Annotated in this window: 6 protein-coding genes; 1 reads left to right on the forward strand and 5 read right to left on the reverse strand. The window is 51.5% G+C overall.

All coding sequences use genetic code 11. The features are described 5' to 3' along the window. Positions 1 to 3 precede the first annotated feature (3 nt). Positions 4 to 207 (forward strand): hypothetical protein, encoded by a 204-nt coding sequence (locus EKN16_RS32230; protein WP_232016388.1) that lies wholly within the window; start codon positions 4 to 6, stop codon positions 205 to 207. A gap of 44 nt (positions 208 to 251) precedes the next feature. Here the strand turns inward: EKN16_RS32230 and EKN16_RS12950 are convergent, their stop codons facing one another. The 5 genes from EKN16_RS12950 to addB form a co-directional block, all read right to left on the reverse strand. After that, positions 252 to 866, reverse strand: coding sequence for a hypothetical protein (locus EKN16_RS12950; RefSeq protein WP_125657569.1), 615 nt, complete (start codon positions 864 to 866; stop codon positions 252 to 254). Between the two features lie 269 nt (positions 867 to 1135). Beyond that, positions 1136 to 4855, reverse strand: coding sequence for an AAA family ATPase (locus tag EKN16_RS12955; RefSeq protein WP_125657572.1), 3720 nt, complete (start codon positions 4853 to 4855; stop codon positions 1136 to 1138). Continuing rightward, positions 4855 to 6078 carry an exonuclease SbcCD subunit D gene (locus EKN16_RS12960; protein ID WP_125657575.1) on the reverse strand — a complete coding sequence of 408 codons (1224 nt, stop codon included), beginning with the start codon at positions 6076 to 6078 and terminating at the stop codon, positions 4855 to 4857. Before EKN16_RS12960 ends, EKN16_RS12955 begins: the two co-directional genes overlap by 1 nt. Before the next feature lie 27 nt (positions 6079 to 6105). Next, complete coding sequence (locus EKN16_RS12970) at positions 6106 to 10587, reverse strand: UvrD-helicase domain-containing protein (protein ID WP_232016389.1); 4482 nt, start codon at positions 10585 to 10587, stop codon at positions 6106 to 6108. Beyond that, complete coding sequence (gene addB / locus EKN16_RS12975) at positions 10584 to 14147, reverse strand: helicase-exonuclease AddAB subunit AddB (RefSeq protein ID WP_125657578.1); 3564 nt, start codon at positions 14145 to 14147, stop codon at positions 10584 to 10586. Before addB ends, EKN16_RS12970 begins: the two co-directional genes overlap by 4 nt. Between the last annotated feature and the right edge of the window lie 160 nt (positions 14148 to 14307).

Genomic DNA, 14307 nt, shown 5'->3' on the forward strand with positions numbered 1-14307 from the left:
GGATTGAGATTGAGATTGAGAGCAAGAGCAAGAGCAAGAGCAAGAGCAAGAGCAAGAGCAAGAGCAAGAGCAAGAGCAAGAGCAAGAGCAAGAGCAAGAGCAAGAGCAAGAGCAAGAGCAAGAGCAAGAGCAAGAGCAAGAGCAAGAGCAAGAGCAAGAGCAAGAGCAAGAGCAAGAAATGCCGAACAGCCCGTAACCTTTTTCTAGGTATACGGGCTGTTCGAGTTGTCACATGCTTAACGAAGTTAGACCTATGGTTTGTACGTCACATTATCAGGTTCATTCATGATTTCCAGCATTTTTTTGCTAGCAATGACCCACTTATCGTCGAGCAATACCGTAAGCGCAGTCGTTCTGGATATAGTTTTGTAATTTAATGAATCAACAGCAGCCTGCAGCTTGGTATAAACCTCGAACACCTGCTTGAGATACGCTCGTTCTGCATCGGTCAGTGACCCTTCATGATTGCCAATTGCTTGTAAGGATTGGTCTACTTGCTCGAGAAATTCAGCTGCATTACGTTTAGGGGAAGCAAGTAATGGCTTCTCATTGGTAATCGCTGCTTCATCTATGATCCGAACCAAATCACGTTTCTCATTGAAGGCGGCTATAAGCGCACTCTTCGCAGCAAGACGCTTCCCGATATCATCGGTATCTAACAGAGCTTGGACGTTAGTCAGAACTTGACTGACATGAAGCTTGGTTTGCTTCGCCGTGTCCATAACTGCAAATCCCCGATCTGCAAGCTCGTTTTGATTAGATTGAATAGACCTTGTGAACAGGAACAGATTAGCGGTCACGCTAAATGTAAGCAATAGAAGTACGATTGGGGTAAAAATGGGACGTTTCTGCTTTGGCTCCTCCACGGATGAACCTCCAAATGATAAGCAGTCTCGAATTAGAGCTGCTTTTTCTAGTAGTAGTAAGAAGAAGAAAAATCGGTTGACACTGTTCTTGACGGAACTGCTGTTTCTTCCCTCGCATGATCCAAAAAAGAGATAAGTGTGAGCCTTGCAGCTTCTTGTTGTGAAATAATCTATTCCATAGATTATCTTTTTACGTGTGTGAATGCAAGCACCCAATGGTTCGATATGTGAAGGAATTAAGACAATCCCTCTCAGCAATCCTTACGGATTTACATCGTCTCCAGTTCAACCAAGCTGCCTCGTCCAGAAGGCTCCGAAGCCGTCACGATTAATCGACGCGGCAATCTTGCCCTCAGCTCGGGTACGTGGCTGATAACGCCTACGGCAAGGGTATCATTATGCAGCTTCTCAAGCGCTGTAATGACAGTATCTAGAAGCTCAGGATCTAGCGTCCCAAAACCCTCGTCTAGAAAAAAGAACTGCAGCGGATATTTACCCCTCAGCTGGATTTGTCCAGATAGCGCAAGGGCGAGCGCAAGAGAGGCCAAAAACGTTTCGCCGCCGGACAGCGTCGACACTGGCCGCCTAATGCCACCATTCGCATCATCTCGAATAACAAAACCTCCGCTGGAATCCACTTCCAGCGCATAACGGCGTTTGGTCAAGAAGCTTAGCCTCTCTGAGGCAGCTCGGCATACTTGTACAAGCTGCTCCTCCGCCACGTATTCGACGAATGCATTTCCTCTGAAAATCGTTTGCAGCGACTTTAATCGCCCTGTGAGCTGCTCCATCTGGATACGTTTCGTTTCAAGTGTATTCCATCGGTTTTGTTTGGTCTTGAGCTCATCAAGATCGCGCTCTGCCTTAGCCGCCGTTTGTAGTGCAGATTCATTGGTCGTACGTGCTAGGTTCAGTATAGCGACACATTGTTCCCACTCTTCATTAGTTAAGCTTCGCCCTTGCAATTGATCCCTTAGCAGTTCGATCTGTGCAGCTAGCTGCTGTTCCGTTTCACGGAAGCGAGTAATCTCTTCTGTCATACTTGCTTGCTGAGTGAGCAGCAGCTGCAAACCAGAGACTTCCTCATCGGATTGAAATGGCGATTCTGCTAGCGCAGACTTCCAGACTAACTGTGTTTCGTTATGTCTTGCATCAGCTGTTCGCTCCGCTTCGAGCGCAGCACTTCGCTGCTCGCCTGCTTCATTCAGTGCTGCTTGTGAGGCTTCATGAGCTTCTTTGCAATGTTTGAATTTCTTACGCAGTACAGTAAGCTCCAGCTCAGCCGCTTCCAATAATTCAGCTGCCGGTAGTCCTTTGGTCCACTGGAGCAGTTGTGCTTGCTTCTCAGCAAGCTGCTTCTTATACCCTTCCAAATTCAGGGAAAGCTCTAACACTTCAAGCTGAGCGGATTGTGCTAGTTTCTCATTCTCTTTAACTAATACTGCGGTCTCTTCTATGAAGCTAACGCTGCGTTCCAGACGGTTGCGAAGCTCATCGGAAGCATGGTCTCTTCGCTCCATATCGGTTAATAGCTCCTGAGCCCGTTCTGGCTTCACATCTGCGCCAAATTTCTCTCTCCATTGTGACAGCTCCTGATTCATAGCTTCTGAAGCTTCCGTATTTCTAGTTTGGGCACTGTTTAGCATCGACAAGAGGGAACGTTCCTCATTGGAAATAAGCTCAAATTGGCGTACTTCCTCACTGTACTGGTTGCGGCTGGTACTCCATTCAACCTCTTTTGCTGCAAAAAAGCGATCCTGCTTGGAGCATCTATGATCCGCTTCCGATAGACTTTCTTCGATGATCTTCAATATGGAATCTGCAAGAATGGGATCGAAGACCGGAGGCAGCTGAGAAAGGCGAGATAATTGGAATATCTCGGCATCTGAATGTGATTGGGACAGAAGCAGAGATTGAGATTGAGATTGAGATTGAGATTGAGATTGAGATTGAGATTCAGATTGAGATTGAGATTGAGACTGAGATTCAGATTGAGATTGAGACTGAGATTCAGATTGAGCCTGTGAGATAGGCAGAGTTATAAACTCTTTCTGTTGGTTGCCTTGCTCCGAGGCTGCTGCCGCTTCACTTTGAGTGCTTAACCAGCTTGCTCTTACATCTGCTTCTGCAGCTGTTGGCAAGTTATTATCTTTTGCTAAACGGTCTAGTGGTGCCTCCGAAATAATGAGTTCTTGAAGTCGCTCAAGAGCGGATGCTGCTTTGGAACGTAACGGTGTGACTCGAAGAAGCAAGCTTTGCGTTTGCTGCAGCGCCCGCTCCCACGATACTATTCTATCTTCCTCTTCGCTTTCAATCGCTGCTGTTGCCCTATTTCCATGCAAAAGGGGATGTTCACAGGAGCCGCAAACCGGACAGGACTCCCCATCCTTCAGTCCTTCTGCAAGCATCGCGGCTAGCTGTAAACGTTGATATTCACGCTGCTCCTTCCGAACACCTGTTATCCATGCTGGTAGATGCTCGCTTGCATGCTGCAGATTGTTTTCGAGCTGCTGAAGCTCGTTTAATGATGGCGTGAGCCCATGGGAATGCTCAATCAGACGATACCAAGCTTCACTTCGCTTGGTCGTGGCGATTGCAGCCTTGCTGTTGAGAAGCCTATGTTGCTCATTCAAAGCGGCTGCTTCACGCTGCGAGGCTTCCAGCTGTGACCGGAGTCCGTCATACTGCTGCAGACGACGGGAGAGCGCGCTGCGCTGCTCCCTATCAGCAGCGGTAAGCTCTATGGTTTTGAGCTCGGCCTTGAGCTCGCTCTGCTTGGCAGCGGCTCTGCCGAGCTTGTCCTGCGCGGCGGCGGCTAGCTCACCGTAGCTGCGCTGCCTGGCGGCAGCATCCGCATAGCGATGCTCGCCGCTAGCGGTGCTCGCGGCAAGCGCGGCGGCTTCGCCTTCAAGCCGCTGCGCTTGCGCGAGCTGGTCGAGCCGCAGCGCTAGGCGCGGCTCGGACGCCGCGGCTTCGGCGGCTGCCGCCGTCCACGCGGCGGCGGCGGCCGTGGCCGCCTCTAGCCGGGCGGCATGCGCCAGCCCGGCGGCCTCGCGGCGCGAAGCGGCAGCTCGCAGCGCCGCTTCGGCCGTGCCGGCAGCGGCGAGCGCGGGCATAAGCCGCTCCGCCGCCGCGAGGCGCTGCAGTTCGCGCGCCAGCGCCGCAATGCGCGGCGCCTCCGCTTGCTGCGCTTCCTGCAGCGCTTCCTTCGCACGGAGCGCTTCCAGCCGCTCGCGCACATGCAGCCGCTCCGCGTGCTGCTGCTCCGCCTCAGCCAGCGCAGTTCGCGCTGACGCTGCGGCGGCTGCCGCTTCGCGGTGTCGTTCCGCCGCTGCATCTACCGCGGCGGCGGAAGCGTCGCCGAGCCCAAGCTGCTCGGCTGCCGCCTCATTCAAAGCGGCTTCCGCCGCCTTCATACGCTGGCTTAGCTTCAGCGCCAGCCCATCCCCAAACCGCTCCAAACGAAACAACCGCTGCAGCATCGAGCGGCGATCTTTACCCGTAAGCGAAAGGAATTCCGCGAATTTCCCCTGCGGAAGCACAACGGCACGGGTGAAATCCTGCATCGTAAGACCGATTCGCTCTTCAACGCAGCGCGTCACCTCGACTAGCTTATCGGCGAGGACAACATCGCCGGCATCCGTAATCTCAATGAATCGACTGATTGAATTGTTTATTGTGATATCTCCGCTGCGCTTGAACTGACGCTCTACACGGTAACGACGCTTCTCTCCCGCACCGACCAGCTCAAATGTAAAGGCTACCGCGAGCTGCTTCTCTGCTTGATTCATAATGCCTTGTGTACCATTGGCTGCCCGTTCTACCTTGCCGTACAGAGCAAGCGTAACAGCATCCAGAATGCTCGACTTTCCGCTTCCGGTCGCGCCGAATATTCCAAACACACCCGCTTCACAAAGCCGCTCAAAATCGACCTCCTGCGCTTCACGATAGCTCTGAAGTCCGCTTAGCCGAAGCAAAATCGGTTTCATTAGCCTTCGCCTCCTTCCAGCTGGTCAACCCGCTCATCCGAATCATTGACCGCTGTACGCTCATCATCCTCAGCGATAAGCTCCAAAAACAACTGTACAGTATCCACATCCGGCTCTGCTCCACCTGTTTGACGGGAGAAGAAGCGACGAAAAAGCTCTTCAGCTGGAAGCTGTTCACGCGAACGAGTATCCACTTCAGCAGATGCTGCAGTCTCTGGATAAACAGGGCGGATATGTACAAGTCCTTCATGCTGACGCCGCAGCTGCTGAATATGCTGCAGCGTCATAGACTCCGTCATCCATACATCTAGATCGATCCAAGCACGGGCATCGCGCCCTTCCTCCAGCCAGCTATGAACCTCCGTTAGCCCGCCTTTTGCCACCCATCGAACTAAAGGCCTGCCGCTGCTAAGCAGCACTTCACGAGGCTCAATCAAGCTCCCTGGCTTCGCATCCATAACCACAACCGATTTCGCTTGTCCTGCCTCAGAAAAACTATAGGCAAGAGGAGATCCGCTGTAGCGCATGCGTTCGTCACCGTCCACCCGCTGCGGCCGATGCAAATGACCAAGAGCCACATACTGGGCGCCAACTCGCAGCGCCGAGGGATCAACCGTATACGCACCGCCAATTTGGATAGGCCGCTCTGAATCCGTCTCCAAACCACCTAAAACATAAATATGACTCATCGCCAAATTTACCGTATCCGCTCGGAATGATTCGCCAAGCTTGGCCATTAAACGCCCCACTCGCTCGGAATAAGCGCTTCGAAGCACAGTCTCATCGGTTGCCTCACTCAACAATTCTCGCAATCGCGACTCCGATGGATAGGGTAGGCCCGCAATGATCGCTCGCTCTCCTGTTCGAGCAACATCGACTATCATAGGCTCATCAGTTGGCATACCAATAAGTCTTATGTTGCTAAGAGAAGCAAGGGGTGCCGAGGCTGATACACGCTCAGGATGATCGTGGTTCCCTGCAATGACGGCTACCGTCCGCTTGCCCCCATCCGATAACCGCGAAAGAGCTTCATAAAACAGCTGCTCCGCAGCCGCTGGCGGATTAACGGAATCATAAATATCACCTGCAAGCAGCACTAGATCAATTGCCTCATCCTTCACAATTGCCGCTAGCTCATCGACAAAAGCCTCCTGCTCCTGCAGGCGACTCCGCCCCTCGAGCGACCGTCCAAAGTGCCAATCCGCTGTATGCAAAATGCGCATCGTTTGTTTCCCCACTCTCTTGTCCAACTAAAATAGCTTCACAGATTTAGCTCCATCAAAAAAGTACACATAACACTCATTGACCTGACGCCCCATAATACGCTGAAGCGCTTCAGCATACAGCTCCAATTGAAACCGATGCCGCTCAGCCGCTTGCTCCCACTGTTTCATAGATATCGTGTCAGTCTTATAATCAAGCAGTACAAGACCGCCCTCATCTTCAAACAAACAGTCAATAACGCCTTGTATAAGAATAGGCTCCTCATCCAGCGCTTCATTCGCCTGTGGATAGACACGGGATGCCGGAAACGTACAGCTAAACGGTGTTTCCCGCCTTACCCACTGTGCCTCAACAAGCCGACGACCCACCTTTTCCTGGAAAAACGAAGCGACGGCTGCAATGTTGACTGCTTTCGCCTGCATCGCAGATAACAAGCGTCGTTCCTGCAAAGAATCAACCGTGTCTCTTACAAGCTGCTCATCCACATCTGTTGAAAGTGGAATATGCTGCATGACCAAGTGACTGACAGTTCCTCTTTCAGCTGCAGTAAGCGAAGCTTCCTCCATAAATTTCGGACGCCGCAGACGGAACGTATACTCACCACCACCGTCTATCACAACAGGTAAAGATGCCGCTCCATCCAAGCTAACACCATGCGTATCAAAGCTTGAAGCATCTACATCCAACAGCAATTCCAGCTGAATATCGGTCATTTCGGGCTCGAAAATAGGCTGGTCTGCCTCTTGCAGCTGGACCCCAGTTATCGGCTCTTGTAAAAGTAAAATAGCCGCATCCTCATCAACAGCTGTCTCTGCATGCAGCCGTTTCATCTCAGTAACTGATGTTTTGGCAGCAATGGTTGTGGCCGCTGCATAGGGGTACTGCCAGGTCAGACGCCGATCAATCTCATCCGCTGCTTCTAAAGAGACAGGCAGAGGTACAAGTGCCTGAACCGCTTGCAATCGTTCTTCAAAAGCTGCTACAGCCTCGTCATCGACCGCGATGGAAGCGGCCGCTTCAACACCAAGCATGGACGCAGGGACAACCATGGTCTTCCAGTCACGGAAAGAACCTTCGGATGGAAATCGAAGAACAGACTTTTCCATGGGAAAGTCGACCAATTGTCCTTCTGATTGACCCTCTGATTGACCCTCTGATTGACCTTCTAAATGACCTTCTAAATGACCTTCTGATCTATCTTCCGATTCACTGTCAATTCGCATAGATCCCTGAGTATCTAGTTGATCCTTCTCTTCCTTCTTGCTTTCATTCATGCTTACAATCTCATTCTTGCTTTCAATCTTGCTCTCAAGCTTGCTCTCATTCTTGCTCTCATTCATGCTTCCACTCTTGCTCTCGTTCTCGTCTTCATCTCTGCCATCGTTTCCACTATTCCCAGCACCATCGATGCTGCCAAGCCCTTCTATTAACCCGCTCCGCCCCAGCTCCGCATCTCTCTCAATCGTAATCGGAATACCAGCATCCATCGCAAGAGGACCCACCCAATCAATGAATCGCTTGGCTTGTGCGAGTCGGAAGTCTGGGAGCTTCCCTTGCGGATCGAGTGCGGTTTGCCAGCGCTGAAGCTGCTTCGCAGCATCCGCAACCGTTCCGACGAGGAACATTTTCTCCTTCGGTCTAGTCAGAGCCACATATAAGATTCGCATCTCTTCTGCGAGTGTTTCCATCCGCATTCGCTGGCGAATAGCCAAATAAGGGAGTGTCGGATAGCTGACTCTGAGCTCTGTGTTAACAAACCGTGGTCCGAAGCCAAGCTGCTTATGCATAAGAAACGGACTGTTCAAATCTCGTCGATTAAACAGCTTTCCAAGACCAGCGATGAACACGACGGGAAACTCGAGTCCTTTGCTTTTATGAATAGACATAATACGTACGACATCTTCCTGCTCACCTAATGCTCGAGCCGTTCCTAGATCGCCGCCGTTCTCACGCATCCGATCGATAAATCTCAGAAACCGGAATAATCCGCGAAGAGTTGTCGCTTCATATTGCCGAGTACGATCATGCAAGGCCCGGAGGTTGGCCTGCCTCTGCAAGCCCCCAGGCATCCCGCCCACGAGGTCGTAATATCCCGTTTCGCGATAGATTCGCCACAGCAGCTCTGCAAGCGAGCCTCTCCTTGCTTCTTCGCGCCAGATCTCCAAGGAACTCAGAAATCCGTTCAGCTTATTCCTTGTTTCCTCTGCAAGCGAAGGGTCATTAACCGATAAGATAACCGCATCGTAATAAGAAGCTTTGCCTGCTAGAATTCGAATCATCGCAAGCTCTTCGCCGTTCAGTCCCACAAGGGGTGAACGCAGCGCTCCGGCAAGCGGAATATCTTGGTAGGGATTATCAATAATGCGAAGCAACGACAGCATCGTCTCTACTTCCGTCGCGTCAAAATATCCGCTGCTCAGCTCCGCATAGGCTGGTATTCCTTGCGCTTGGAGCTCCTCAATAATAAGAGGTGCCCACTGCTTATCTGCACGAAGCAAAATAACAATATCGCGCCATGCGAGCGATCGCTTCCGTCCGCGTTTGCCATCAAACACTTGGAAGGGCTGCGACTGATACCCGCCTTCTTCCTCCCGCTGAAGTCCCTTAAGACGAGCGATTTGGGCTGCAATCCACCGCGCTTCCAACTGCACCGTTTGCAAATCCTCCGCTGTCTCTGCAGCAGTCTCTCCCGCTTCTCCATCCATCGATAGATCCGCAGTTGGTCCAGCATCCTCTTCGGGATTCGTTTCTACTGCTCCACGATCTAATAAGGCAAACTCGACCGCATACCGCTCTGGAGAACCGCCTTCACTGGAAGAAGGATACGCTGCCCCGCAGACAAGCTCCGCGCGTTCATCATAATCCATCTCAGCTGCCTTCTCGCGCATAATAGCCCGGAAAACATTATTCACTCCGTCAACGACCTCGGAACGGCTGCGGAAATTCCGCGCAAGATCGATGCGAATCCCTCGGTCTATACCCGTAATCGGTTCTGCTTCTATCACCGCTGGAAGCAGGGAGCCACCTTCTGACTTCTCCGCCTCGCTCGAATCCATTTCATGTACCTCAACTGAATCCTGTAAGCCATCGCTATCAACAGCGGATTGATAGGCTTTATATTTACGAAGGAACAGGTTCGGTTCTGCCAATCGGAACCGATAAATACTTTGCTTCACATCGCCAACCATGAATCGATTGCCTTTGCCTGGGCGGGCAATCAGTGAAACAATCGCCTCCTGTACCATGTTTGTATCCTGATATTCATCGAGCAGAATCTCATCGAATTGACGCTGATATTCTAGTGCAGCGGCGGAAGGAACAGACTGCTCTGGCGTTGAAGAAGCATCGCGCAGAATCCGCAGACAATAATGCTCCATATCACCGAAGTCGATAAGTCCTTTATCGCGTTTAGCTGCTTCGAATCGACTTCCGAACTCCTTAACCAGTTCGGATAGCGTGGACATTAGTGGCGCTAGCTCCCTGAGCTCCAACGCAAAATCGTCCGGAGATCGAATGAACAGCTCATCCGTCATATCTGAGACCGTCGTCTTTGCCATATCCCTAAGCTCTTTGGCCTGCTCCTGCAATTCCTTATCAACGGAATCGCCGCGCTGACTCTTCAGCTTGCCAAAGCCAGCGGCGGAGAAAGCCTCATGCCAAGTAATCCAAGGCTCGTTTCCAACGCGGCCAGCTAACGTTCTGACAACTGTCAGATCATCCTCGAACGTAGTCGCATATGCATCTGGACCTGCCGGCTGACGCGTTAGCTCCAAGGCTTGCTCCAGCAAGCTTTGCGCACCTTCGAGACCTAGTGCAACGAAATCCGTCAAACTTGCCACCCAATCCGTGCGGCCAAGCGCCTTCGCATCCTTTACGTCGAAGGACGCTGCAGTCTCATCGAGCCAAACACTCGGATACGGGTGACTTTGAGAAAAGTTGTACAGCTTCATAACTAGCGCATATAACGGCTCATCTCCACGCTCACCGCCGAAACGGTCTACTAACTCGTAGAAGCCATCTGATCCCTCTTCCTCGGCATATCTCTCCTCGAATAGAGCATCCAGCACATCCATGCGAAGCAGCTCTGCCTCCGTCTCGTTCGCAATGCGGAAGCCTGGATCAAGACCGATGAGTGAATAATAGCGACGAATAACATCCAAGCAGAAGGAGTGAAGTGTCGTAATTGAGGCACGGCCCATTAGAGCCAATTGACGTCGCAAATGCTCAGAACCCGGATTATGATCCAGCTCCTTCTCCAGCGCGATCCGAATACGTTCCTTCATCTCGGCTGCCGCTGCTTTGGTGAAGGTTGCCACAAGCAATCGGTCAACATCGGTATCTGCCGATATTTTGCGAATAATTCGTTCGACCAGTACAGCTGTTTTACCCGATCCTGCTGCAGCTGCAACGAGAATATTTTGACCGCTCGTTACGATGGCACGCCATTGATCATCCGTCCAATTGCTTCCTTGCGGCTTGCTAGGAGTGGTAGTCTTGGCAATCGTCATTCTTCTCCCTCCTTCTCTCCCGTTTTCCGCTTGTCGATCTGTTCATCTATATCCACTCTATGATCGGAGCCTTCACCTGCGGCAAGCAGCTCCCATACTTCGTCTTTGCCCGGTTTATGCAGCTTCGTATAGCAATTACCTTCTATTAGAGGGTCAAATTGACAGACTGGCTTATAGGCGCAGAACTGACATGGCGTTTTTCCGCCAAGTCGATAAGGCGCAATCGAGACATCACCACCAGCAATTCGATCTCCGATTCTGCGCAGCGTAGCCCTGACCGATTGACGCAGTGTACCCCACTGCTCATCCGACACGACGGAAGAGCTGCTATAAAATCCGCCATCCCTTTTCAATCCAATTGGCAGAAGATCCGAATAGCCAGTCGAAAGCGAATCATCCATCATTTTGACCGTTCCTTCGTCGGCCAGCACAAGACCCTTCAACTTAAATCGTTTCAGCATCTCCATTCGTGCTTTGTCCGGCGATATTCCGTTGGCCGAAGAGAGCATCGGATTATGAACGTGAAAATAGAGTGCTCCAGCAGCTTTGGCCGGCTGTCCGAGCCATTCCGTCGCATTCGTCAGCAGGACATCTAGATAAGTGAGCATCTGCAGGGCCATTCCATAGGCAACTTCTTCGAGACGCAGCTGCTTGGCACTAGATTTATAATCAATAACACGCAGCAGTAAGCCATCGTCTGATTGGGCAACATCCACACGGTCAATTCTTCCTGCCATCTCAAGCATTCTTCCGCCATCCAGCGGAATTTGTACAGCCGGCAAAGGACCATCCGGACCGAAGCCAATTTCGAGACCGACCGGAAGGAACTGAGACCGCTTGGCATGCTCGCCAAGAATAATCGCTGCTTGTCCGACGATATCCTTTAGTTTGCGAGCTACATATTGATGGCGGCCGCTGCTGAACAGAATTTGCGATTGCAGTCTAAGCGCCAGCTCATTGACAATTTCAGCGGATGCCTCTTTTATCTCTTCCGGTGAGAGTGTCCCCCACCTCTCGCCAAGCGTTTCCGTAAGCCTGCTGAGCGCCGCATGAAACAGCTGTCCGATATCCGGTGCAGCCAGCTTGTACAGCTCACGTTCACGCAAGCGCAAGCCATGAATAGCAAAATGCTGGAAAGGACAAGAAACGAAACGTTCCATGCGTGATACACTTCCACGCAATAATTTGCCATAGAGCATATCCGCCACATGGATAGACAAGGAAGGCTCTTCATTCGAATAATCCAAGGATCCCACTAGCCGCTGCAGCTTGCCCTGCCACTCCGGCCGTACCGCATACCAGTTGAAGGCTTCCCACCAAATCGAGGCCATTCCCATTCCCTGCCGCCAGCCTCGCAGCTGCGTAATGAGATAAGAAAGTGTCCTTTCCGGATGCGCCATGAAGGCCTGCTGCTCGTTCTCCGTCAATGTTGGAAGAGGTTCAATAGCAATCATTCGTTCCGGTATGCCAGGGAATAGCTGTTTGACATGGCGAATAACCTCGGATGGGTGAAGGCTTTTTCCTTCTTCATCAGACATCGGCCAGCTAACCCAAAGATGGCGGCTTGGCGTTGTTAAAGCGTTATAAATAAGGAATCGTTCATCCAGCAGCCTTCTGCGAACGCTAGGCGCCATAGCTAGCCCGCCGTTCTCCAGTGTCTCCCGCTCCTGCTCTGTAAGTACACCATCCTCCTGCAGCCTCTGCGGCATAATGCCATCATTAGCTCCGAGGACATAACACACCCGTATATGACCAGACCTCGTCCTGTCCATGCTGCCGATCAGCACCTGATCAAGCGAAGGTGGAACGGCTGCCAGCTTCAAGCTCTCAAGCCCTGTCTCGATCATCCCAGAGAACAGCTCCAGCGTCATCGGCTCTTCTCCCGTCATCTCGGTCAGCTGATCCAGTACATCCATGACGCCATCCCATAGCTGCTTGTGCTCGCGAGCACGCAGCGTATCCCCTGAGGCAATTGCTTTGCGGCTCCACCTCTCCAGTCGATCGGGGGCATCTATTGTCATTAGAAGCCGATAGAGAGCTTCACACATTTGCCTAACCGTAGAAGCTTTCTTAAGCTCACGATTGAATTTATGCAGTATAGGAACGACCGCTTCGCGCGCCGCCATTATAACATCAAAATGACGAACCTCTCGCTCAGAGGCTTGTGCCGGATCCCCTTCCAATGTATCGCGTGTAATGGGTCTCCACTGGCTTCTTGTCAGCCAGCGATTGCCATTAATGCCTGCAGCTAAAGCGTAGTTCTCAAGCAAATCGAACGTTTCCCGGGTTAAGCTTCCGTCCTCCGGAATCAACAGCTCTGTCTTAATGCAGCGGAATACCGACTCGTAATGCCAACCATGTGTCGCAATCTCAAGCGCTGAACGAATAAACTCCACAAAAGGATGATGGAGTGCCGCCTTCTTCTGGTCAAGGAAAAAAGGGATCTGATAATCATTGAATACAGCTGTAATATAGTCATTGTAGTCCGGCGCATTACGCACCAGTAAGGCCAAATCCCGATATCGCAGTCCCTCGTCACGTACTCTGCTTACGATATCACGGGCAACCGCTTCTACTTCCGCACGTCGATTAGCAGCAGCATGCAGGGATATGCTGCCCTTCTCGAGTTCTACATCAGATAGACGCAGCGGCTTGCGGTCCGCATAATGACGCTCAACATGCGCCAGCATCGGACTATTGCGAAACCGATGATGGGGGTTGCCATTCAGCATAATAGGATCAAGAATCGTTACCCCGTTATTGAGTGCCAATTCCCGCAGCTTGAGGAACGTTTCCGCTGTAGGACGGAATAGGTCCAGCTCATGAGGCCGTTCATCAAGTCCATACAGCCGATCAAGGCTAAGCGCGATGGTCACATCCGCGGCATCACGAATTAACACTTCAAGCGCCTCGAATTCCTTCGGTGTAAACCCATTAAAGCCATCAACCCAAATCTGTGTCTGCTTCATCGAAGCTGCCTGTCCGAACCCCTTTACCAGCCAGCTCAAATAGTCCTCTGCATCCACATATAGACCAGCAAGCTCCTTCTCCAGCTCTAAGGCAATCTGCTGCAGATCATTCAGCTTGCGTCCAAGCAGCGGATTACTCGCTCCTGGAAGACTGCTTTGTGTAAAGTGATGCAGCTGCTCGGAATCGATGCCGTAACGCTTCCATTCCGTCATCAAGTCGCCCAGCCGTTCAATGAAACCATGCTGCGATTCACTGCCTTGGAACAACTGAAGTTGATTCTCAAGTCTATGTACGATTTTGTACAGCAGCATATTCTTACCATTCTCACTTATCGGAACAAGTGCAGTTCCACCTGTTTCCTGCATCACGCGAAAGGAAAGTCTCCTGAAGCTCAAAGCCTGCGCACGTATCGTTCCCTTAAGCTGCGTTCGTCCGAGTAAAGCATACTCAGTTTGAAAGGTCGCCTGCTCCGGGACGAGCATGACCATAGGAGCGCCATCCGGTTGCTCCAGAGCCTGCTGCCTTATCGCATCCAGACAATAATGTGTTTTCCCCGCACCTGAGCGGCCAATGACAAAGCGAAGTGCCATGCGTCCACCCCTTCATATTTCGATTCTACTATTCTACCATATCGGGACAATACTTTTCACCCGGAAACACAAACATTTGTTCGTTTTATACTCAGGTAAATAGTGCATTATCCCAGTGTGCTTCAACGCATATCCTAAAAGATGGCTGCGTACAAAAAAG

Origin of the sequence: Paenibacillus baekrokdamisoli, from assembly GCF_003945345.1 — a bacterium.
In the GTDB taxonomy this organism is placed as follows: Bacteria; Bacillota; Bacilli; order Paenibacillales; family Paenibacillaceae; genus Paenibacillus_Z; species Paenibacillus_Z baekrokdamisoli.